Genomic DNA, 22,592 nt, shown 5'->3' with positions numbered 1-22,592 from the left:
TAATTCCTCTTTGGCGTATGTAATGAACATACCAAACCAGACAGGATGATGCGGCAAAGATGTTACGACAACCTTAGTCTCCCGACCAAGTTTGATCAGCAATTATAACGATGGAATGTAATTTGAGGAGCCACCAGCAAAGAGACACAGTCTTGCCGGTGGCTTAATCAGCAATCAGGAACTGTATACAATCTCGCGGGTCTCACGGAAACGAATATCCGGATTCTTTTCCCCTACGTAATTGACTTCCCAGCCACTTTTGAAAAGGAAGACCGGCTTGTCGTCACGGTCGAGCGCAACGCTCATGCGGTTGGCCTCGATGAATTTCTGCAGCTTGGCCGGGTCATCGCATTCGATCCAGCGGGCCGTCGTGTAGGGCACGGTCTCAAAGCCGATCTCGGTGCCGTATTCGTTCTTCACGCGGTCCATCACCACATCCAGCTGCAGCATGCCAACCACGCCGACGATCCAGTTGGAGCCAAGGTCCGGCTTGAAGATCTGCACCAGCCCCTCCTCCGCCAGATCCAGCAAGCCCTGACGCATCTGCTTGACGCGCATGGTGTCGGACAGGCGCACGCGGCGCAGCACTTCCGGCGCGAAGGCCGGCAGGCCGGTGACGTGGATTTCCTCGCCCTCCGTCAGCGTATCGCCCACACGCAGCTGGCCATGGTTCGGCACGCCAATCACGTCGCCAGGGAAGGCCTCGTCGGCAATCTCGCGCTCTTCGGCGAAGAAGAAGATCGGGGCAGAAACAGCAATGCTCTTGCCCGCGCGCACATGCTTCAGCCGCATGCCGCGCTTGAAGGTGCCCGAGCACAGACGCACGAAGGCGATGCGGTCGCGGTGCTTGGGGTCCATGTTGGCCTGCACCTTGAAAACGAAACCAGTCACGTCCGGCTCATCCGGACTGATCGTCCGCCCGCCCGTTGCGGCCTGAGAATGAGGCGCAGGCGCATATTCGGCAATGAAGTCGAGCAGGTCATTGATGCCGTAGTCACGCAGGGCCGAGCCGAAGAACACTGGCGTCAGATGCCCTTCCAGGAAGCTTTCCCGGTCGAACGGGGTATAGCCTTCCGCGCCCAGTTCCACATTCTCCGTCAGCTCGCCCATGATGCGGTCGAACACCCAGTCCGTCAGCACCGGGTCTTCCAGACCGGAGACCTCCAGCGTGCGGGCATAGGGGCCTCCGCGCTCGCCAGAGGATGTCTGGAACGTCTTGCGCTGCCAATCATAGATGCCAAAGAAATCCGAGCCCATACCAACCGGCCAGGTCATTGGCGCCACATCCAGCGCCAGCGCTTCCTGCACCTCGTCGAGGATTTCCAGCGCATGGCGGCCTTCACGGTCGATCTTGTTGACGAAGGTGATGATCGGAATATCGCGCAGGCGGCAGACCTCGAACAGCTTGCGCGTCTGCGTTTCGATGCCCTTGGCCGCGTCGATCACCATGATCGCCGCATCCACAGCCGTCAGCGTGCGGTAGGTGTCTTCGGAAAAGTCCTCGTGACCGGGCGTGTCGAGCAGGTTGTAGATGATGCCGCCGCGCTCGAAGGTCATCACGGACGAGGACACCGAGATACCGCGCTCCTGCTCGATCTTCATCCAGTCGGAGCGGGCGCGGCGCCGCTCTCCGCGGGCACGCACCTGACCGGCCGCCCGGATGGCGCCGCCCGAGAGCAGCAGCTTTTCCGTCAGCGTCGTCTTGCCGGCGTCCGGATGCGAGATGATCGCAAAGGTACGGCGGGTCAGATAGGGCGCGGTCATGCTTGGCTCCTTGGCACGGGCGGGGCACTGGCGAAGCGCTGGCGGGCAAGGCAGCGCGGGCGCGCCAGGCCGCAGGCCTCAGCCGGCAGGGTCTGTCATTGGCGCAAGGTCATAGAGCCAGCAGCGCCAGAATGCCAGAACAGAATAAAGCTTTCCCGCCACTTCCCGGCTCTTCCCCGCGCCGTTTCGAAGCGCCTCTGGCCAGCGGCTGCGCCTGCGGCTAAGGATGAGATGGGCAGTTTCAACAGGAGACCCATTTGTCCGCACGTGCTTCTTTCATTACTGGCCTCATTCTTTTGGCCGCCACTGCCGCAATCCTGCTCGCCATGGGCCGCATACCCATCTGCGAATGCGGCTACGTCAAGTTCTGGACCCCTGCGAGCGACGTCTCCGGTTCTTCCCAGCATATTGCCGACTGGTACACCCCTTCACACATCATACATGGCTTCCTGTTCTTTGCTCTGGCCTGGCTTGTGATGCGCAGCCGCCCGCTGGGCGAAAAGGCGCTGCTCGCCATCGTCATCGAAGCGGCCTGGGAAATCGTCGAGAACAGCCCCTGGGTCATCGACCGTTACCGCGAGGCGACCATCGCGGTGGGCTATACCGGCGACAGCGTGCTGAATTCGGTGGCGGATATCCTCTGGATGCTCGCCGGCTTCTGGTTTGCCGCCCGCATGCCGGTTTGGGTCACGGTTGCCACCGCCATCGCCTTCGAGCTGATCGCCTTGTGGGTCATTCGCGACAACCTGACCCTCAACGTGATCATGCTGCTTTATCCACTGGAGGCCATCAGGGTCTGGCAGGGAGGGGCTTGAGAGTGCAGTCAGCGCAGCTCTGGCTGGGCTGACAAGGCCTTTGCCAGGACGTCGAACACGAGCCGGATACGTGGGCTGGTGTGGAGCTCCCGGTGCGTGACCAGCCAGACTGGAAAGCTGATGCTGATTTCACCGGGCAGCACCACCTCGACTTCCGGGGCAAAGGGGATGAAGTCAACGGCCATGAAGCCGTAGCCGAAACCATGACGCACCGCTTCCCAGGCGGCCGTGCCGCTGGCCGAACTGAAACGGAGGTCCCGTTCAGCCGCCTGGATGCCAAACATCTTCAGATATCTGATCATTTCAGCCTTGTTGCCGAACGCGACGAAGGGCTGACCGGTCAGGTCAGCAGCCGTTTCAGGGCGCCCGGCCTGATCAAGAAAGCTGCGCGCAGCATAAAGATGGGCGTTCGTGTGCCGCAAAAGGCGCCCGATCAGGTCTCCCCCCTCCGGCCGGACATGACGGACGGCGATGTCTGCCTCGCGCCGCTTCAGATCGCTGATTTCGTTGGAGCAGATCAGTTCGATCTCCAGGCCCGGCGCAATGGCATGCAGATGGCGCAGGACCGGCGGCAGCAGATAGTGGGCAAACATGTCAGAAGCCGAGATGCTGACCGGTCCGGCCACGGCCTGCGCCTGACCCGAGGCGACGAGGCTGAGCCGCAGGCCCGCCTCCGCCATTGACCGGGCAGCTTCTACGAGCTGCCTGCCCGTCTCCGTCAGGACGAGTGTGCGTCCCGTCCGCTCCACCAGAACAAGGCCAAGCTCCTGCTCCAATGCGGCAATCTGGCGGCCGACAGTCGGTTGGGTAAGCCCAAGCGCCTTGCCCGCAGCCGAAAGAGAGCCGAGATCCGCCACCGCGGCCAGCGCACGTGCATGGTTCCAGTCAAACGCAAGTTTCGGCCAATTCATGCATTTTTGCATATCATCATTACATGAATCCGCAATTTCAAATTTTTCCGTATGGATCTACCAAGGAGCCAGCCACGCACGCAGGGACAGCAGATGAACAGTGACGCAAGGTTCTGGGACAGGGCGGCGGAGAAATATGCGCGCTCCCCCATCAAGGACGTGGGATCCTACGAATACACTCTCGAAAGAACGCGCAGTTTCCTGCCGCCTCATGCCAATGTCCTGGAAGCTGGCTGCGGCACCGGCACGACCGCCTTGCGCCTAGCGGGATCGGTGGCTGACATTCTGGGCACGGATATTTCCGGCGCAATGATTGCCATCGCAAGACGAAAGCTTCTGGAGCCAGATGCGCCGGCCAATGTCACATTCGAGATTGCCTCACTCGATGATGAAAGCCTGCCGGAAGGGCCCTTCGACGCGGTCCTGGCCTTCAATATCCTGCATCTGCCGCGCAATCTTGATGCAGCTTTGTCAGCGCTTGGCAGACGGGTCCGTCCTGGAGGGCTGTTCATCTCCAAAACCGTCTGTCTGTCCGATTCACCCTATCGTTTGCTCCGGCCCGTGCTGGGCTTGATGAAGCTCGCGGGCAAGGCCCCGCATGTGCTTTTTCTGTCCCGGCAGTTCCTTGAGGACCGGGTCCGTGGGCATGGATTTGAAATCGTGGAGACTGGCGATTTTCCGGCCAGTCCGCCCTGCCACTTCATCGTGGCGCGGCGCATGGCGTGAGGCTCGGCCACCCCGGCCAAGAGCACCCGATCTGCAGAGCGGCCCAGACTGTTCCAACCGGGCCGCATTTCATCTTGCCATCGGCAAGTGGTCAGGACGCCTTGCGGAACCAGTCGTACCAGCGGCGCTGCTGGCGGGCCTGAACACGCTCCAGCACTTCAGCCGCAAACAGAGCCGCGTTGTCACGTGCCTTGTCGAGGTTGGTCACAAGCTTGGGATCGAGCGTTGCCAGGCTGCCGCCGAACTCGAACATATCCCGGTAGGCGGCGCGCTCGACAATCGCGGTCATCAGCACATCGATACCGCTGACGGCAAGGTGGTCCTGCACCGCCTTGAGCGCGCGCGTTGTCACGGCGGCATTGGTGCGGGTCAGCACCACACAATGACGGATTTCGTGGCGGACGATTTCTTCCAGCTTGGCGATGAGACGCAGGATCTTCGCCCCGCCCCTTGCGTCCATGGAAGATCCCTGGATCGGCACCACCACCAGATCGGACACGGAAAGGGCATTGGCGACGAGCAGATTCTCCGTCCCCTCCAGATCAACGATCACGTAGTCGCTGACGGCAGACGCCTCAATGATCTGCTCCGTGATGGTGGCCGGTGTCAGCTGGCTTTGGACCGAAATATTCGCGGGCCGGCCCGGCAGATCCGACCAGGTGGAGATCCAGCGCTGCGGGTCCGCGTCAAAAATGGTGACGGTCATCCCCCTTTCGGCAATTTCCGTTGCCAGCAGCAGCGCTGCTGTCGTCTTGCCGGCCCCGCCTTTGGCATTTGCGAAAGAAATAACGGGCATCTGGTCTCTCCTGGATCTGTGGCAGGTGGCGCATTGCTGCCTGCCTCTCCCAGAAGGGATTACAATACTCCATGGTTAACAAATTCATAACTGGCCCGCAAAATGCAATTTACTGTCATTAATACCTACTCAGCACGGCAGTATTTCAAGACATAAATTGCCAGAGCCATCGTCAATTCAAGCAAGAACAACAAGACCGCACGAGAATCAATCAGACACTCAGGAAGAAGCCAGGCAAAATTGCATGCTTTCCTAGCGATAGAATCCGAGTGTTCGAAAGCGCCATTAATTGTTTGTCAGACCCCTCCCCTGCCGTTATCTCTTGGCACGAAGAGCTGTAACTCCTGCCCCGTATGCCAGTTGAGCTGACAGGTGCAGGGAGGCCATGATGCTTTCAACCGGATGTCCTAATGACCGCAAGACCTTCCCGCTTCCTGGCCGGACTGAGTGCCCTTCTTGTGGCCGCGAGCCTTACGGTCTCCCCGGCCGCAGCCCGGTCTCTGGCGCCCTACAAGGACGACCTTTTCGCTTATCCCGGTCTGCTCAACAGCTATCATGATGGTGATTTTGAAGTGGTCGCCTATGACAAGGCCCGCGACATTCACCAGCGGGACAAGGAGCCTGAGCGCGAAGTCTGGGGTAACTATGTCTCCTATCATCCGCGCAGCAGCCAGGAAGACATGGAACTGAAGGCCAATGGCCGGACTGTGAAATACATGGCTGCTGGCAAGACCGATGGTGGCGCAGCCTACGTGGTGATCTATGTTCACGGCCAGGGCGGCAACCGCTTTCAGGGCATGAATGACGTCACCTTCGGCGGCAACTTCAACCGCATCAAGAACCTGATGTCGCGCAACGGCGGTGTCTATATCACCCCCGACTTCACTGATTTCGGTGCTGAAGGCACCAAGGACGTGGAGGCCATCATCAATGCCTATGCCGCCAACTCGCCGGGTGCAAAGATCTTCGTGGCCTGCGGCTCCATGGGCGGCATCCTGTGCTGGAACTTCGCCAAATCCCCGGCCACCGCACGCAAGCTCTCGGGTCTGCTGTTCTTCGGCTCTCCCAAGGACGAGGGCATTTTCGCCAGCCGCACCCTGAAGGACCCGGCTCTGCGCGTGCCCATCTACATGGGCCACGGCAGCTGGGACAAGGTCTACAACTGGGAAGAACAGGTGCAGTTCTTCGAGCAGTTCCGCGCCAGGGCCCCCGGCTACCCGGTCCGTTTCACCCTGTTCGAGACCGGCACCCACGGCACCCCGATCCGCATGACCGACTGGCGCCTCATCCTCAACTGGATGATTTCAAAGGGCTGAAACCTCGCTCTGACTCCTGTCCTGGGGCCCTATGAGGCAATGCCGAACTGCTGGCGATAGGCGGCAGGCGGCAGGCCTGTCAGCTTCTGGAACAGCTTGCGAAAGGCTGCCGGGTCAGAATAGCCGACGTCCCACGCAATCCGGTCGACCGGGGTCAATGTGCGCTCCAGCGCCTCCCGCGCCTTGGCGATGCGGACCTGCTGCAGATATTCGACGGGCGTGAGCCCTGTGGCGGCGCTGAAGCGGCGCAGAAAGGTCCTTGCGGTCATGCCGGCGGTGGCGGCAAGACCGGTAACGCCCTGCAGGCTGGCTGCCTCCGCATGGATCCGGTGCTGGCATTGCCGTATCGCATCGTCGCCATGATCCAGCCGCGGAATGAACTGCGCAAACGGGCGCTGGCTCTGACGCGGCGGCTCGATCAGCAGAAACCTGGCTGTGGCCAGCATCGTCGCCGGCCCCAGCAGCCGGCCCACAAGCGTCAGCCCCAGATCGGCCCATGCAAGGATGCCCCCAGCCGTCATGATATCCCCTTCGTCGACCACAATGCTCTCGTCGGCCAGATGCACCTTGGGAAACCGCTGCGCCAGTTGCTGAGCGAAGGCCCAATGCGTTGTGGCACGGCGCCCGTCAATCAGCCCGGTCTCAGCCAGCACGAATGCACCGGCACAGACTGAGCAGAGCGTGGTCCCTGACCGGTGCTGCTCCTTCATCCAGCGCGCGGCCGTTGGCATTTGCGCCATGCGGTCCGGCATGATCAGGCTTGGCGGGGCGATGACATGGCTCAGCCGGTGCGGTTCGCCGGGATGACTGTCCCACACTGGCTCTACCCCCTCACCACCTGCCTGCCAGTGCGAGACACGGATGCCGCGCGGTGGTTCACCGGTCCACTCGCCCGCAATACGGAACAGGTCCGTAAGGCCATAGACCGCCGCAAGCTGGCAGTCCGGATAGATCAGAAGGCCGATCTCGGCCACGGGTTCTGCCGCCTGCGTCATTGTCTTTTTTACCCCGTTTATTGTCTTTTCCGCCACGTCCTTTCCTACGGGCTACGGCGTAGCTTGTCCATGCCAAACAGAAAGGGATCGCAATGACCTTCGACCTCACACGGCGAACTCTTCTTTCCACCGGGGCAGCAGCCGCTGCCCTTCTGATACTGAACCGGGCGGCTGGCGCCCAGGCACAAGGAGCATTGACCATGGCTACGATCAAGACGCAGGACGGAACCAATATCTTCTACAAGGACTGGGGCTCGAAGGACGCCCAGCCGGTTGTCTTCCATCACGGCTGGCCGCTGTCCGGCGACGACTGGGACAATCAGATGCTGTATTTCCTGGAGCAGGGCTACCGCGTCATTGCCCACGACCGGCGTGGCCATGGCCGCTCAGACCAGACGGACACCGGCAACGACATGGACACCTACGCCAATGACGTTGTCGAACTCGCCCGTGCGCTGGACCTGAAGAATGCCATCCACATTGGCCACTCGACCGGTGGCGGTGAAGTGGCGCGCTACGCCGCCCGGGCCGAAAAGGGCCGCATCGCCAAGGCCGTTCTGATCGGGGCAGTTCCCCCGGTGATGGTGAAGTCTGAGGCCAATCCAGACGGCATTCCGCTCGAAGTCTTCGACGGCTTCCGCGCAGCCCTCATCGCCAACCGCGCACAGTTCTTCCTCGACATCCCGAGTGGACCGTTCTTCGGCTTCAACCGGGAGGGTGCCAAGGTCAGCCAGGGCCAGATCCAGAACTGGTGGAGACAGGGTATGATGGGCGGCGCCAAGGCCCACTACGATTGCATCAAGGCCTTTTCGGAGACCGATTTCACTGAGGATCTGAAGGCCCTCACCATCCCGGTCCTGTTGATGCATGGCGAGGATGACCAGATCGTCCCGATCTCGAACTCCGCGCACAAGGCCATCAAGCTTCTGAAGAACGGCACGCTGAAGACCTATCCGGGCCTCTCGCATGCCCCCTTCGCGACCCATCCCGAGGTGATCAACCCGGATCTGCTGGCCTTTGCCCGCGCATGATCACCAGTACGTCAAGAGCACCTGGGGCAGCCATCAGGCGGCCCCAGGACAATTTCCGTCAACCCTGCAGCACGATCAGGTCACGCGGGGCGAAGCCGATTTCTACGGTGGAGCCTGCAGACGGGGGCGGGGCATCGCTGCGGTTGAAGGTGTCGAGCGACACTTTCGTGCCCGCCACATTCAGCTTCAGGCGGATGATGGCTCCCATGAAATGCACATCCTCGACCTCTGCAGGCAAAAGAATGTCATCGTCGCTGCCACGGCCCAGATGCAGCGCCTCGGGCCGCAGTGCAACGGAAAGCGCCTCATCCTTGCGCGCAGCAAGGCCGCCTTCCGTCAGAGCGATCTGACGCCCGGCAAGGCTGATGACGCCCTTCTCACCGTCCACCGCCTTCGCTTCAAACGTATTGAGCGTGCCGACGAAATTGGCGACGAACTGCGTTCTGGGGCGGCTGTAGATCTCGAAGGGATTGCCCACCTGCTCGGCCACACCGCCGTACATGACGACGATTCGGTCCGACATGGACAGCGCCTCTTCCTGATCATGGGTCACGAAGATCGTCGTGATGCCCAGTTCCTTCTGGATCTCGCGGATCTCGTTGCGCAGGCTGACGCGGATCTTGGCATCGAGCGCCGAGAGCGGCTCGTCCAGCAGCAGCACGTTGGGCCGTGGGGCAAGTGCACGGGCCAAAGCCACACGCTGCTGCTGCCCGCCCGAGAGCTGGAACGGATAGCGCCCGCCCAGATCCGGCAGGCCGATCAGCTTCAGCATCTCGGCTACACGGGCGTCGGCCTCGGACCGCGGCACCCCCTTGATCTTCAGGCCGAAGGCAACGTTCTGTGCCACCGTCATGTTGGGAAACAGGGCATAGGCCTGGAACACCATGCCGATGTTGCGGGCGTTCGGCTTGGCGTAGGTGACGTTCTGTCCGCCGATTTCTATGACACCCGTGGTGGGCGTTTCGAAACCGGCGACCATGCGCAGCACCGTCGTCTTGCCACAGCCTGACGGCCCCAGCAGCGAGATGAATTCACCGGCGCCGACGGACAGGGAGAAGTCCTTCACGACGGTGTTGAGCCCGAAGGACTTCTGGAGGTTCTTGAGTTCGAGAAAAGCCATCAGCGTCGAGCCTGTAGATGTTTGGAGAAGCGGGCGGCCAGCTGGATCAGCGCCATGCAGCCCCATGTGATGGCAAAGGCGATCACCGCCAGCGCTGCCGGCTCATAGGCACGGTTGACGCCGAGGCTTGCCATGAAGGGTCCGAAGGCCGGACGGTTCAGAAGCGCTGCCATGGTGAACTCGCCGATGACGATGGCGAAGGTCAGGAAGGCTCCCGACAGCACCGAAATCAGCACGTTGGGCAGGATCACCCGGAACAGGATCGTCGTCCATCCGGCGCCAAGGCTCATGGCCGCTTCCGTCAGCGTCGCCACGTCGATGGTTCTGAGCCCCGTATCCACCGCACGGTACATGTAGGGCAGCGCCAGCATCACATAGCCGCACATGAGCAGGATGTTGGTGCCCCAGATGCTGCCTGTCAGCGGCAGCATGGACGAGGTGTTGTAGAGCCGGATATAGCCGAAGACCACGATGATGGCCGGGATAACCAGCGGCAGCAGGGTGATGAATTCCACCCACGGACGGGCGGCCGGCAGCTTCAGGCGAACCCAGAAGGCTGTCGGCACCACCAGCAGAACACCGGCAATGATCGTCGCCAGCGCCATGGAGACCGAATAGATGAAGGTCTCCTGAAAGCGCGGATCGGCAAGGACAGCCACATAGGCATCGAAGGAATAGGCATCGCGCCGCATCCGCAGGCTGAATTCCGTCATGCCGATCAGCGGCAGGGCGAAGAAGATGCAGCCGAGAAGGAGCGTGCCCCAGGCGAGAAGACGGTTCACTTGAGCCACCTTTCACTGCGCACCCGCAGCCAGATGTAGAGCCCGTTGGCAACGCCGGTTATGACGATCATGCCGAAGGCCAGCGCATAGCCCAGATGCGGATTGCCCAGAACGTCGCCGCGGATCTGCGCAAACAGCTTGATCGGCACGATGTTGAACTGCGGCCCGGCCAGCGCGAAAGCCGTTGCAATGGCGCCGAAGGAATTGGCGAAAAGCAGCGCGAACGTGCCGAGGAAGGACGGAAACAGGATCGGAATGGCCACCATGCGCCAGTACTGCGCCGTGGTCGCACCCAGGATCGAGGCCGCTTCCTTCCACTCCCGCTTCAGCCCATCCAGCGCCGGGGCGATCATCAGGATCATCAGCGGGATCTGGAAGAACAGATAGACGACCACCAGCCCCCAGAAGGACAGGAGATTGAAGCCGAGCCCGCGCAGGTTGATGCCGAATTCGGTCCTGAGCCACATGGTGACCAGACCAACAGGCCCCAGGGTCGCCAGAAAGGCAAAGGCCAGAGGCACGCCGGCAAAGTTGGACGCAACGCCGGAGAAGGTCATCAGCGCCGAACGCACCCGCGAAGGCAGCCCGCCGAGGATCACGGCCGAAGCCATTGCAAAGCCGATCAGGCACCCCAGAAGCGAGGTTACGAGGCTGAGCTGGATAGACACCCAGTAGGAGGACTTGATGGAGTCCGTATTCAGGCCACGGATGTTTTCAAGGGTGAAGCTGCCATCCGGCGTCTGGAACGCACCCAGCACAATCTGCAGGGCAGGCAGGATCAGGAACAGGAACGCAAAGAGCGTGAAGGGAGCAAGGCCGAGCCAATTGAGGTTCAATCGGAACGCACTTGTCCTTGTCGGTTTCGTCATAAGGCTGAGCCCCCGAGGTCGCCTTGTGAAACGCATGCCAGCCACTCGCAGGCAGCTGACCCGGAAAGCAGTGGTCCGGTCCCGGCAACTGAGCCGGGACCGGACGGTCTCATGCGTCAGACGTTCTTACTGAACGTTGGCGCCAACGACCTTGTCCCAGCCGCCAACAACAGCTTCCTTGTTGGCGTTCTGCTCTTCGATGGTCGGGAAATAGGCCTTTTCATAGGGGCCAGCCGGCGGCAGGGCGTCCAGCAGATCCTGCGGGATCTTCTTCTCGGCAACCATCTGGTTGAAGCGGGCGGTGTGGCAATAGCCCTTCACGTAGCCGTTCTGGCCTTCGTCGGAGAAGATGTGCTCCATCCACAGCTTGGCTGCGTTCGGATGGGGCGCGTAGGCACTGATGGCCTGAACGTAGACGCCAGCCAGCGTGCCCTTGGTCGGCACGACAACTTCCACCGGCGGGTTGCCCTTCAGGGTGTCACGGGCGGTCAGGGCGTTATAGTCCCACATCACCATGATCGGCGTGGTGCCCTGGGCCAGAGTGCCTGCCTTGCCAATGACCGGAACGAAGTTGCCGGCGTCATTCAGCTTCTTGAAGAACTCAAGGCCAGCCTCACCGGAAGCCGTGCCGGCAGCAGCGCCCTGCGCCATGCCTGCGGAGAGAACGCCGAGGATCGCCTGGTTGGACGCGCGCGGGTCACCGGCGAGAGCCACCTGACCGGCGTATTCCGGCTTCAGCAGGTCTTCCCATTCGGCCGGGGTGTTGGCGACGAGGTCCTTGTTCACGATGAAGGACATCACGCCATAATAAGCGCCGTAGTAGTAGCCTTCGGCGTCCTTCACATCAGCCGGGATCTGATCCCAGACGGAAACCTTGTAAGGCTGGATCAGGCCTTCAGCCTTGGCCTGCGGGCCGAAGGAGAGGCCAACGTCCAGAACGTCCGGAGCCTGCGGGCCAGTGTTGCCCTTGTTCGCACGCACGGCTTCCAGCTCGTCGGCAGAACCGGCATCCGGGTTCAGCTCGTTGACGGTCAGGAAGGGGTACTTGGCCTTGAAGGAAGCGATGATATCGCCATAGCCGCACCAGTCATGCGGGAGAGCGATCGTGGTCAGCATGCCTTCCTTCTTGGCGCCTTCGATGATCTCTTCCATCGACTGCGCATTTACGGCAGTGGCCTGCATGAGAGCCGCAAGGCTCACCGCTGCAGCAAGTGTCTTTTTCATGCTCATTCGCTTCTCCTCACTGTTCCGGCTGAGACATTGCCCCGCCGGTGTCAACCAGTCGCCCTCTTGGCCTTTGGCCAGGGAACCCGTTTGCCGCGTCAGCAGACCTCAGGCACAGCGCCCGGATCCCTCAAAGGCCATGGGGAGGCAGCCCTGCTGCGCACTCCGGCCCTGCCGCCGCCCTTCGCTCATTGCGGCGAAGGCTTCAGACATGCGCCTTAGAGCATCAGCATGTCAGTTCGGATTCTCTTTTGTGACAGTTTCATGAAACTCCGGCCACGCCTAATATGACAGCACCGAAACGTCACAGTAAAGCCTTGAGGCGTCAAGCGATAATGCGCAGCCAGGTCACGTTTGGCCGCACCCGCGCGCAACGCTAAACGGCCGGAATTAACCGGCCGAAAGCATGCCGCAACGTCATGTACGAAACGGCTTTTTAAGTTTGCAAGAGAGGTGTCAGGCTCGCGCCGAACCGGACCGGTGCGCCCATCCGGTCATGCGCATTTCCAGCCATGCCATGATCGCATACATGACGATGCCGAGCACGGCGAGCGCGACCAATCCTGCCCAGACCAGTGGCACGTTGAACTGCGACTGCGCCGCCAGCATCATGTGGCCAAGGCCAGAGTTGGCAGCCACCGTCTCGGAGATGACCGAGCCGACAAAGGCCAGCGTGATGGCCACCTTCAGGGAGCCGAAGAAGTAGGGCATCGAGCGCGGAATGCCGACCTTGAGCATGATGTCCATCTTGCGCGCGCCCAGCGCCCTGAGCACGTCTTCCATCTCCGGCTCGATGGTGGCAAGGCCGGTGGCCACATTCACCACAATGGGGAAGAAGGCGATGAGGAAGGCAGTCAGCACCGCCGGAACCGTGCCGATGCCGAACCAGATCACCAGAATGGGCACCACCGCCACTTTCGGCACTGAGTTGAAGCCGATCATCAGCGGGTAAAGCCCCGCATAGATTGCCCTGCTCCAGCCAATGGCAAGACCGAGCAGCAGGCCGCCCCCCACCGCCAGCGCGAAGCCGAGCACGGTGGTGAAAAGCGTCTGCAGCGAGTTCTTCCAGATGGCGGGCCAGAACTTCACCGTGGCGGCGTAAATATCCATTGGTGACGGCAGGATATAGACCGGCAGCTTCAGGATGCTGCAGGCCGCCTGCCAGATGAGAAAGAGCCCGATGGTCCACAGCCACGGGGCCGCCTTGATCCAGCGCTCACTCATGCTGCCGCCCTCGCCTCTGCAATATAGCCGCGCAACTCATGCACGATGTCGTTGAATCCGGCCTCATAGGTCAGATCGATGGGCCGCGGGCGCGGGAAGGTCACCTCGCGCTCCACAATCACCCGGCCCGGCCTTGCGCTCATGACGAAGATCCGGTCGGCCAGATAGACGGCTTCGCGCAGGTCATGGGTGACGAGAATGGTGGTGAAGCCCTTTTCCGCATGCAGGTCGCGCATCACCTGCCACAGCTCTTCACGGGTGAAGGCATCGAGCGCACCGAAGGGCTCATCCAGCATCAGCAGCGCAGGGTCATGCACCAGCGCGCGGCACAGGTTGGCCCGCTGCTGCATGCCGCCCGAAAGCTGCCAGGGAAACTTTGCGCCAAACCCCTTGAGACCAACGAGCGACAGCAGCGCCTCGGCCTTGGCCACATAGGCGGCCTTTTCCTTGCGCAGGCGGGCGCGGTGCGGCTGCACGATCTCCAGCGGCAGCATCACATTGTCGAGGGTAGTGCGCCAGGGCAGCATGGACGGATTCTGGAAGGCCATACCGGCGACATTCACCGGGCCGCTGACTTCCCTGCCCGCCACTTCCACGGTGCCCGCATTTGGGCGCATCAGGCCAGTGGCAAGCTTCATCAGCGTGGACTTGCCGCAGCCGGAAGGCCCGACAACCGCAGCAAACTCGCCCTTCTTCACGGACATGGTCAGCCCGTCCAGCGCCAGCGTGCCCGTATCTCCACCGCCATAGGTGAGGCGGATATCCCGCAATTCTACAAAACCGGCCACCCGCGCCCCCAAAAGATCATTCCGCACGATGCAAACACCCTCCCGGCGGGCGGCAGGCCAGCCGGGAGGGTGCAAAGTCTGGGTTACTTGACCATCCGCTCTTCGACAGGCGGCAGATAGGACGGATCGAACACCTTTTCAGCCGCAGGCGGATTGGCGCTGACACCCATGGATGTCTTGAGATAGTCCATGCTCTTGGTCAGCTTGGCCATATCCACACCGCCAAAGCCATTCGCCTTGACTGCCGGGGTGGCAATAGCTTGCTCGACAGCCATCTTGAGACGCTCGGTCTCCACGGCTGCATCCAGCACCTCATTGCGCTTCATCACGTAGGGGATGGCGGCTTCCGGATCTGCAATGGCGTCGAGATAGCCCTTGGTCAGCGCCTTGACGAAGCCCTTCACCGCGTCCGGGTTGGCAGCGGCGAAGTCCGTGTTCACCATCACCACGTTGCCGTAAAGGTCGAGGCCGTTCTCGGCCATCAGGATGGTGACGATCTCGTTGTCAGCAATGCCTTGCGCCTTCAGGTTCAGCACGGAAGAGAAGGAGAAGCCGAAGATGGCATCCACCTGCCCCTGCGCCAGCATGGGCTCGCGCACCGGAAAGCCGACATTCTCGATGGTGATCTTGGAGGTGTCGAGGCCAGCCACTTCCGCAAAAGCTGGCCACTGCCCGAAGGCGGCATCCGGCGGGGGCGCCCCCAGCTTCTTGCCTTCCAGCGACTTCGGGTCTTCGGTGATGCCAAGGCTCTTGCGGCCAATGATGGCAAAGGGCGGACGCTCATAGGCCATCAGCACGGCCTTGGCCTTCAGGTCTGGCTGCTCGTCCAGCAGCTTGATCAGGGCGTTGATATCGCCGAAGCCGAATTCATAGGCGCCCGTTGCCACACGCGGGATCGACTCGCGCGAGCCTGCGCCCGTGTCGATGGTGACATTGAGCCCTTCTTCAGCGAAGTAGCCCTTGTCCAGCGCAATGAAGAACGGAGCCGCCGGGCCCTCGAACTTCCAGTCGAGCGTAAATTTCACATCCGTTGCTGCGAGAGCCGAAGACGCCGACAGCGCCAGACCCATCGCAAAACCCATCAGACGACGCATGCTGTTCCCCTCTGGTTTTCCCAGTTTGTGACAGCAGAGTGACCCGGGGATGCACAGCAGGCAAGCAGGTTTTTACGCTGCTTGCCGTTTCAGCACGGAAGCGCAACAGAAGCAGGCAAGGTGGATTTTTCTTTTTCTATTCAGATACTTAATCTGATCACACCGGATCATGCGGACAAGCACATTACAGTCTGCTCCGCGCCCTTCACTTCCCCTCTCCATCGTCATCCCGGACGCACCGAAGCGAAGATCCGGGACCGGAGAGCCACGGCCTGTCGACCATAACCTTTTGAATTATCTAAGGCTCCAGCTCACCGGTCCCGGCTCGCGCTGCGCTTGGCCGGGATGACGATGGAGGGATTTTGCCAGGCATCAAGGCATCAATGCACTGCGCCCATCTGATCCCTGACGCTCCGCATGCCGCCCAAAATTTCACCATCCGTGGTCTGACCAGATGAAATCCGGGCGGTTAGCAGAGTCTTTTGCCCTGTCAAATCTGCGGATTAGCCGCTCTCAAGCACCCGAATCCGCATCCTCATCCGGCGGCATATCCCGCCCCTCCCGGATCAGCTGGCGGAGAAACTCTTCCAGTGCAGCAGAGACATCCGGCCCCAGCCCCGCCCTGAGCTCCCGGTCATAGGCCATCGCCCGCTCACCAAGCCGCAGGAAGACATCCCGGCCTTTGGGTGTAAGCGACAGAATCTCCGCCCGCCGGTCCTGCGGTGCCTTCTGCCGCCGCAGGTAGCCATCCGCTTCCAGCCCCGCGACGGCGCGGCTGACCTTGGTTTTCTCGATGTGGGAAATGGCGCAGATGTCCCGCGCCGTCATGGAGCCGAACTTGCCGAGATTGGCCATCACCCGCCACTGGGTGCGTGTCAGGCCGAAGTCGTCCCGGTAGACCGCCTGAAAGGACCGGCTGGTCGCCTCTGCTGCCTGATTGAGCAGATAAGGCAGAAACGCCTCAAGATCGAAACCATCCGCCGGACCTGTCATCTTCACCCCGTCTCCCGCCCCGTAATGCCGCTTGATGGGCCGCTTTGGGCGCGCAAACTGCCACGGGCGCCCTTCCCTGTCATCCTCTCTTGACTTGGTTGCACTTGCAACTATTATCACAGGCAACGGCCGGGGGAGCCGGCAAGAGGAGGACATCATGACAACGCACGCCCTGCCCACAGGCATGGTTCGCGCCGCCACGGTCAACGGCACGGTCGAGGGCTACATGCCCGGCTTCGGCAATGACTTCGAAACGGAGGCCCTGCCCGGCGCGCTGCCACAGGGACAGAATTCGCCGCAGAAGTGCAATTACGGCCTTTATGCCGAGCAGCTTTCCGGCACCGCCTTCACCGCGCCCCGTGGCCAGAACGAGCGCACCTGGTGCTACCGCATCCGCCCGTCGGTGAAGCACACCACCCGCTTCACGAAGATCGATGTGCCCTTCTGGAAGAGTGCGCCCAACATCGTTGATGACGTGATCAGCCTGGGCCAATACCGCTGGGACCCGGTGCCCCATGCGGATGAGCCGCTGACCTGGGTCACCGGCATGCGCACGGCGACGACAGCTGGCGACGTCAACACCCAGACCGGCATGGCCAGTCACATCTATCTGGTCACCCGTTCCATGGTGGACGAGTACTTCTTCTCCGCCGACAGCGAGCTTCTGGTGGTGCCCCAGGAAGGCCGCCTGCGCTTCTGCACGGAGCTGGGCATCATTGATCTGGAACCGAAGGAAATCGCCATCCTGCCACGCGGGCTTGTCTACCGGGTGGAAGTGCTGGAGGGCCCTTGCCGGGGCTTTGTCTGCGAGAATTACGGCCAGAAGTTCGACCTGCCGAACCGTGGCCCCATCGGCGCGAACTGCCTCGCCAACCCGCGCGACTTCAAGACGCCGGTCGCCGCCTTCGAGGACAGGGAGGTGCCGTCCACAGTCATCATCAAGTGGTGCGGCCAGTTCCACGAGACGAAAATCGGCCATTCGCCGCTGGATGTCGTCGCCTGGCACGGCAATTACGCTCCCTGCAAATATGACCTTCGCACCTACTCGCCGGTCGGAGCCATTCTCTTCGACCATCCGGACCCGTCGATCTTCACCGTGCTGACCGCCCCTTCGGGCGTCGAAGGCACCGCCAATATCGACTTCGTGCTGTTCCGCGAGCGCTGGATGGTGGCCGAGCACTCGTTCCGCCCGCCCTGGTACCACAAGAACATCATGTCCGAACTGATGGGCAACATTTACGGCATCTATGATGCCAAGCCGAAGGGCTTCGTGCCCGGCGGCATGAGCCTGCACAATTGCATGCTGCCGCATGGGCCGGACCGCAACGCCTTCGAGGGCGCGTCCAACGCGGAACTGAAACCGGAAAAACTGGACGAAACCATGAGCTTCATGTTCGAAACCCGCTTTCCCCAGCACCTGACCGAATGGGCAGCGACCTCTGCGCCCTTGCAGGATGATTACATCGACTGCTGGGACAGCCTCGAAAAGAAGTTCGACGGCACGCCCGGCGTGAAGTGAGCGGCAGCAGCCACTCAGTGCCAAACATCACACGGGGCAGCGGCGGGCCGGGGGAGCCTGCCGCCCTCTCACACCAGTTTTCGGGAAAACACCATGAAACTTGCCACGCTGAAGGACGGCAGTCGTGACGGACGGCTTGTGCTGGTCAACAAGAGCCTGACCCGCTGCACCGAAGCCACCCACATAGCCCCCACCCTGCAGGCAGCGCTGGACAACTGGGCAGCACTTGCGCCCAAGCTGGCCGTGCTGGCCGAAAGCCTGGAGCACGATGCCGTGCCCTCGATGCGCTTTCACGAGCATGACGCCCATTCGCCGCTGCCGCGCGCCTATCAGTGGGCCGATGGCTCGGCCTACGTCAATCACGTTGAACTGGTGCGCAAGGCGCGCGGCGCGGAGATGCCGGAAACCTTCTGGACCGATCCGCTGATGTATCAGGGCGGTTCCGACAGCTTCCTGCCGCCGCGCGATCCCATCCGCATGGCTGATGAAGCCTATGGCATCGACATGGAGGGCGAAGTGGCCGTCATCGTTGATGACGTGCCGATGGGGGCAAGCGTTGACGAAGCACGGGCGGCCATCTGCCTCATCATGCTGGTCAATGACGTGTCGCTGCGCGGGCTCATTCCGGCGGAACTGGCCAAGGGCTTCGGCTTCTTCCAGTCCAAGCCCTCCTCTGCCTTCTCGCCCGTTGCCGTGACGCCGGACGAACTGGGCGATGCCTGGGATGGCGGACGGCTGCATCTGCCGCTGAAGGTGGACCTCAACGGCAAGCCCTTCGGCCGCGCCAATGCCGGCATCGACATGACCTTCGATTTCCCGCAGCTGATTGCCCACGCCGCGAAGACCCGGCCGCTGGCCGCCGGTTCCATCATCGGCTCCGGCACAGTCTCCAACAAACTGGACGGCGGCCCCGGCAAGCCGGTGAGCGAGGGTGGCGCAGGCTATTCCTGCATTGCCGAGATCCGCATGATCGAAACCATCAACAGCGGCGCCGCCAAGACTCCCTTCCTGCGCTTTGGCGACACGGTGCGCATCGAGATGCTGGATGCCACGGGCCATTCCATCTTCGGCGCCATCGAGCAGACCGTTGAACCGAGCGCCTGAAACAGATTTACGGACGGACGGACAATATCCATGAGCAAGAAATTTGCCTCGCAGGGCGACCTCACCGAAAAGACCATCAGCTTTACCGAAGTCGGCGAAGGCCTTTACGCCTTCACGGCCGAGGGCGATCCCAACTCCGGCGTCATCATCGGCGATGACAGCGTGATGATCGTCGAGGCGCAGGCCACCCCGCGCCTTGCCCAGAAGGTGATCGACTGCGTGCGCAGTGTCACCGACAAGCCGATCACCCATGTGGTGCTCACCCACTATCACGCCGTGCGCGTGCTGGGCGCCTCCGCCTTCAAGGCGCAGCAGGTGATCATGGGCGAAACCGCCCGCGCCATGGTGGCCGAGCGCGGCCAGGAGGACTGGGACAGCGAATTCCAGCGCTTCCCCCGCCTGTTCCAGGGCCATGAAAGCATCCCCGGCCTCACATGGCCCACCACCACCTTCAGCGACCGGATGACCGTCTTCCTCGGCAAGCGCCGGGTAGACCTGATGCACCTTGGCCGCGCCCACACCGCAGGCGACATCGTGATCCACGTGCCGGACCAGAACGTGATGTTCACCGGCGATATCGTTGAGGCCCATGCCGCCTGCTATTGCGGCGACGGCCATTTCCGTGAATGGGGCCCGACGCTGGAGGCCATCCGCGCCTTTGACCTTGATGCCATTGCGCCGGGACGCGGCGATGCCGTTCTGGGCCGTGATGCCGTCAACGCAGCCCTGGACCGCACCCGCGACTTCGTGGATAGCACCTTCCGCCCGGTGGCACGTGTTGCCGCCCGCAACGGCACCCTGAAGGAAGCCTGGGACGCGGTGCGCGCCGAATGTGATCCGAAGTTCAAGGACTACGCCATCTACGAGCACTGCCTGCCCTTCAACGTTGCCCGCGCCTATGACGAGGCCCGCGGCATCAGCCACCCGCGTATCTGGACCGCCGCACGAGACCTCGAGATGTGGGCCGCATTGCAGGGCTGAACCAGCCCTGCGACGCCTCGCACCGAAAACGGGACAAGAGGGAGGAGACCTCGTGGACAGACCCGCCGCAATTGCACCTGCGCCCGCCAGCAAGGCTGGCGAACGCGCCCTTGCCTTCGCGCTTTACCCCTATGCACGCTCGGCCGATCAGGACCAGCCGGCCCCCGTCCGCCATACGGTGGTTGTCGTCGGTGGCGGGCCGGTGGGGCTCGCCACCGCGCTCGACCTTGGGCTCAAGGGCGTGCCGGTTCTGGTGCTGGATGATCAGGAAGGCGTTGGCGAAGGCAGCCGCGCCATCTGCTTTGCCAAGCGCACGCTGGAAATCTGCGCCCGGCTTGGCGCGGCGAGGCCCATGCTGGACAAGGGCGTGCAGTGGAACAAGGGTAAAGTCTTCCGCGATGACCGGCTGCTCTACGAGTTCAACCTGCTGCCGGAAGGCGGACACGAGTTTCCCGCCTTCATCAACCTGCAGCAGCCCTACTTCGAGAAATTCCTGCATGACCGCATCCTGGCGGCCATCGCGGAAGGTGCCCCCATCGAAATTCGCGGCCGCAACAAGGTGGAGGCGCTGGAGCAGAACGGCAGAGGTGCCCGCCTCGACATCGCCACTCCGGACGGCCCCTATCAACTTGAAGCAGATTGGGTGATCGCCTGCGACGGCGCCCGCTCGCCGCTGCGTTCCATGCTGGGGCTGGGCTTCGAGGGCCGTGTGTTCGAGGACAACTTCCTCATCGCCGATGTGCGCATGACGGCGGATTTCCCGACCGAGCGCTGGTTCTGGTTCGAGCCGCATTTCAAGTCCGGCGACAGCGCCCTGCTGCACAAGCAGCCGGACGGCGTGTGGCGCATCGACTTCCAGCTTGGCTGGAACATTGACCGCAAGCGCGAACTGGAGCCAGAACGCGTGCGCGCCCGTGTGGATGCCATGCTGGGCGAAGGCGCGGATTACGAACTGGTCTGGACTTCGATCTACACCTTCCAGTGCCGCCGCATGGAGACCTTCCGCAAGGGCCGCGTGCTCTTTGCCGGCGATTCCGCCCATCAGGTGTCCCCCTTCGGCGCACGCGGGGCCAATTCCGGCATTCAGGATGCGGATAATCTGGCCTGGAAGCTGGCGCTGGTGGTGAAGGGCATTGCGCCTGAAGCCCTGATCGACAGCTACTGCGCAGAGCGCATCCACGGGGCGGATGAGAACATTCTCAACTCAACGCGCTCGACCGACTTCATCACCCCGAAAAGCGGCGTGTCGCGCATGTTCCGCAACGCGGTGCTGGATCTGGCCGCCAAGGCCCCCTTTGCCCGCAGCATCGTCAATTCGGGGCGCCTTTCAGTGCCTTGCGTCTATGACGGGCTGACGCTCAACGGGCCAGATCATCCGCTGATGCCGCCCCGCACCCGCCCCGGTGCACCGCTGCTGGATGCGCCTCTTGGCGGGGAAGCGGGCGCGGAAGACTGGCTTCTGGCGCGGCTTGGCGGCGGCTTCCATCTGCTGGCCATCGGCACGGATGCGCCCGAAAGCTTCACTGCCCACGGCCTCATCCTGCCCTGCCTGCAGCTCTCGCCGGAAGGCAATGAGCCGCTGCGCGAGCGCTATCTCGGGCAGGCTGCCTCCGCCGTTTACCTGGTGAGGCCAGACCAGCACACCGCTGCCCGCTGGGAGCGCTTTGACGCAAGCGAAGTGTCCACAGCCCTCGCCCGCGCGCTCTGCCTTGCGTGATGTGCCTTGCACGAGAGGCCTTGCGTGACGTGAACAATCAACCCCTGACAGGCTGCACGCCCTTGGCAGCAGCCGGGATAGATGAACCATGCTGATCACCGCCCCGAACCTGCCCAACCCGGACGACGCCTACGCCAGCCTTCTCGCCGCCCACGAAGCCCTGACGGAAGACGAAAGCCACGCCTTCAACGCCCGCCTGATCCTGATCCTGATGAACCACATCGGCGACCCGGCAATACTGGCTGAAGCGCTGGCCTTGGCGAAGGAGACGGAGCAGAAGGGGTAGAGAGGCAGGCTCGTCCACACATGAGCGGCCAGATGCAGAGCGCCTTGGAATGCTGAGCCGCTGAAGAAAGTGAGAGTGTCATCAGGGCGCACTTTGGACGCAGACGCCACGCCTCTCTCCGCGCCGTCCCGGCCTTTGTGCCGGGACCTGTAAGGGATGCAAGGCCGCTGAAACAAGGCCATAGCACGCCCCAAGCCCTGCCGTCCAACGGCCTCCCAACTTCACCCGCATCACGTCCATAACGGGTCCCGGCACAAAGGCCGGGACGGCGCGTGTGGGGTGTCCGAGACAGATGCCTGCACCCGGAGCCTGCCGGAACGCGGCAAAGCTTATCGCTCGCAGCTCGAGACAATGCACGATGCAGCAGCTATTTCTGATTTTCGTAAGGGAGAGAGAAGTGGTGCCCAGAGCCGGAATCGAACCAGCGACACGCGGATTTTCAATCCGCTGCTCTACCAACTGAGCTATCTGGGCCTGACTTCATTTGGCGTGACCGCCGGAAGTGGGGGTCTTATAGGAGATCACTCAGGCCTTGTC

At 62.1% G+C, this 22,592-nt stretch carries 21 protein-coding genes and 1 tRNA gene; 9 read left to right on the top strand and 13 right to left on the bottom strand.

What is annotated here, in order from left to right; all coding sequences use genetic code 11:
* Positions 1–174 precede the first annotated feature (174 nt).
* Positions 175–1,764 (bottom strand): peptide chain release factor 3, encoded by a 1,590-nt coding sequence (locus V6L75_RS04840; protein ID WP_334250378.1) that lies wholly within the window; start codon positions 1,762–1,764, stop codon positions 175–177.
* Positions 1,765–2,021: 257 nt separating this feature from the next.
* Between V6L75_RS04840 and V6L75_RS04835 the strand changes: the two genes are divergently transcribed.
* A complete protein-coding gene (locus tag V6L75_RS04835) occupies positions 2,022–2,579 on the top strand; it encodes a DUF2585 domain-containing protein (protein ID WP_334250377.1) in 558 nt (185 codons plus the stop codon).
* A gap of 8 nt (positions 2,580–2,587) precedes the next feature.
* On the opposite strand, the gene V6L75_RS04830 is transcribed toward V6L75_RS04835, so the two are convergent.
* Entirely contained in the window at positions 2,588–3,490 is a 903-nt protein-coding gene (locus V6L75_RS04830; RefSeq protein ID WP_334250376.1) for a LysR family transcriptional regulator, read from the bottom strand.
* Positions 3,491–3,583: 93 nt separating this feature from the next.
* Here V6L75_RS04830 and V6L75_RS04825 point away from each other — a divergent pair, with 93 nt between their 5' ends.
* Positions 3,584–4,216 carry a class I SAM-dependent methyltransferase gene (locus tag V6L75_RS04825; protein WP_334250375.1) on the top strand — a complete coding sequence of 211 codons (633 nt, stop codon included), beginning with the start codon at positions 3,584–3,586 and terminating at the stop codon, positions 4,214–4,216.
* 91 nt (positions 4,217–4,307) lie between these two features.
* Here the strand turns inward: V6L75_RS04825 and V6L75_RS04820 are convergent, their stop codons facing one another.
* Positions 4,308–5,012, bottom strand: a complete 705-nt coding sequence (locus V6L75_RS04820; protein WP_334250374.1) for a ParA family protein — start codon at positions 5,010–5,012, stop codon at positions 4,308–4,310.
* 410 nt (positions 5,013–5,422) lie between these two features.
* Between V6L75_RS04820 and V6L75_RS04815 the strand changes: the two genes are divergently transcribed.
* The gene (locus tag V6L75_RS04815) at positions 5,423–6,328 is read left to right on the top strand and encodes an alpha/beta hydrolase family protein (protein WP_334250373.1); all 906 of its coding nucleotides are present in this window, start codon (positions 5,423–5,425) and stop codon (positions 6,326–6,328) included.
* Positions 6,329–6,357: 29 nt separating this feature from the next.
* Here the strand turns inward: V6L75_RS04815 and V6L75_RS04810 are convergent, their stop codons facing one another.
* Positions 6,358–7,323, bottom strand: coding sequence for a GlxA family transcriptional regulator (locus V6L75_RS04810; RefSeq protein WP_334250372.1), 966 nt, complete (start codon positions 7,321–7,323; stop codon positions 6,358–6,360).
* 200 nt (positions 7,324–7,523) lie between these two features.
* Here V6L75_RS04810 and V6L75_RS04805 point away from each other — a divergent pair, with 200 nt between their 5' ends.
* Positions 7,524–8,354, top strand: a complete 831-nt coding sequence (locus V6L75_RS04805) for an alpha/beta fold hydrolase (RefSeq protein WP_334250371.1) — start codon at positions 7,524–7,526, stop codon at positions 8,352–8,354.
* Between the two features lie 58 nt (positions 8,355–8,412).
* Here V6L75_RS04805 and V6L75_RS04800 read toward each other — a convergent pair whose 3' ends face one another.
* The 8 genes from V6L75_RS04800 to V6L75_RS04765 form a co-directional block, all read right to left on the bottom strand.
* Entirely contained in the window at positions 8,413–9,474 is a 1,062-nt protein-coding gene (locus V6L75_RS04800; RefSeq protein WP_334250370.1) for an ABC transporter ATP-binding protein, read from the bottom strand.
* Positions 9,474–10,256 (bottom strand): ABC transporter permease, encoded by a 783-nt coding sequence (locus tag V6L75_RS04795; protein WP_334250369.1) that lies wholly within the window; start codon positions 10,254–10,256, stop codon positions 9,474–9,476. The genes V6L75_RS04800 and V6L75_RS04795 overlap by 1 nt, the downstream gene beginning before the upstream one ends.
* On the bottom strand, positions 10,253–11,125 hold the full coding sequence (locus V6L75_RS04790; protein WP_334250368.1) for an ABC transporter permease: 873 nt from the start codon (positions 11,123–11,125) through the stop codon (positions 10,253–10,255). The genes V6L75_RS04795 and V6L75_RS04790 overlap by 4 nt, the downstream gene beginning before the upstream one ends.
* 126 nt (positions 11,126–11,251) lie before the next feature.
* Entirely contained in the window at positions 11,252–12,307 is a 1,056-nt protein-coding gene (locus tag V6L75_RS04785) for an ABC transporter substrate-binding protein (protein WP_334250484.1), read from the bottom strand.
* A gap of 498 nt (positions 12,308–12,805) precedes the next feature.
* On the bottom strand, positions 12,806–13,573 hold the full coding sequence (locus tag V6L75_RS04780) for an ABC transporter permease (protein WP_334250367.1): 768 nt from the start codon (positions 13,571–13,573) through the stop codon (positions 12,806–12,808).
* Positions 13,570–14,343, bottom strand: coding sequence for an ABC transporter ATP-binding protein (locus V6L75_RS04775; RefSeq protein WP_425498684.1), 774 nt, complete (start codon positions 14,341–14,343; stop codon positions 13,570–13,572). Before V6L75_RS04775 ends, V6L75_RS04780 begins: the two co-directional genes overlap by 4 nt.
* Before the next feature lie 101 nt (positions 14,344–14,444).
* Positions 14,445–15,455, bottom strand: a complete 1,011-nt coding sequence (locus V6L75_RS04770) for an ABC transporter substrate-binding protein (protein WP_334250366.1) — start codon at positions 15,453–15,455, stop codon at positions 14,445–14,447.
* 513 nt (positions 15,456–15,968) lie between these two features.
* Complete coding sequence (locus V6L75_RS04765; protein ID WP_334250365.1) at positions 15,969–16,448, bottom strand: MarR family winged helix-turn-helix transcriptional regulator; 480 nt, start codon at positions 16,446–16,448, stop codon at positions 15,969–15,971.
* Positions 16,449–16,605: 157 nt separating this feature from the next.
* Between V6L75_RS04765 and hmgA the strand changes: the two genes are divergently transcribed.
* The 5 genes from hmgA (at position 16,606) to V6L75_RS04740 (ending at position 22,055) form a co-directional block, all read left to right on the top strand.
* Positions 16,606–17,967 carry a homogentisate 1,2-dioxygenase gene (gene hmgA, locus V6L75_RS04760; protein WP_425498674.1) on the top strand — a complete coding sequence of 454 codons (1,362 nt, stop codon included), beginning with the start codon at positions 16,606–16,608 and terminating at the stop codon, positions 17,965–17,967.
* Between the two features lie 93 nt (positions 17,968–18,060).
* A complete protein-coding gene (locus V6L75_RS04755) occupies positions 18,061–19,071 on the top strand; it encodes a fumarylacetoacetate hydrolase family protein (RefSeq protein ID WP_334250364.1) in 1,011 nt (336 codons plus the stop codon).
* A gap of 30 nt (positions 19,072–19,101) precedes the next feature.
* Positions 19,102–20,052 carry an MBL fold metallo-hydrolase gene (locus V6L75_RS04750; RefSeq protein WP_334250363.1) on the top strand — a complete coding sequence of 317 codons (951 nt, stop codon included), beginning with the start codon at positions 19,102–19,104 and terminating at the stop codon, positions 20,050–20,052.
* 52 nt (positions 20,053–20,104) lie between these two features.
* Positions 20,105–21,769, top strand: a complete 1,665-nt coding sequence (locus V6L75_RS04745; protein ID WP_334250361.1) for an FAD-dependent oxidoreductase — start codon at positions 20,105–20,107, stop codon at positions 21,767–21,769.
* 88 nt (positions 21,770–21,857) lie between these two features.
* Positions 21,858–22,055 carry a DUF2783 domain-containing protein gene (locus V6L75_RS04740; RefSeq protein WP_334250360.1) on the top strand — a complete coding sequence of 66 codons (198 nt, stop codon included), beginning with the start codon at positions 21,858–21,860 and terminating at the stop codon, positions 22,053–22,055.
* 398 nt (positions 22,056–22,453) lie between these two features.
* On the opposite strand, the gene V6L75_RS04735 is transcribed toward V6L75_RS04740, so the two are convergent.
* A tRNA-Phe gene (locus V6L75_RS04735) sits at positions 22,454–22,529 on the bottom strand.
* Positions 22,530–22,592 lie beyond the last annotated feature (63 nt).

The organism is Pannonibacter anstelovis (genome assembly GCF_036881715.1).
Taxonomy (GTDB): domain Bacteria; phylum Pseudomonadota; class Alphaproteobacteria; order Rhizobiales; family Stappiaceae; genus Pannonibacter; species Pannonibacter anstelovis.
The sequence above is the reverse complement of the archived record's forward strand: the minus strand, read 5'-3'. Positions and strand labels throughout refer to the sequence as shown.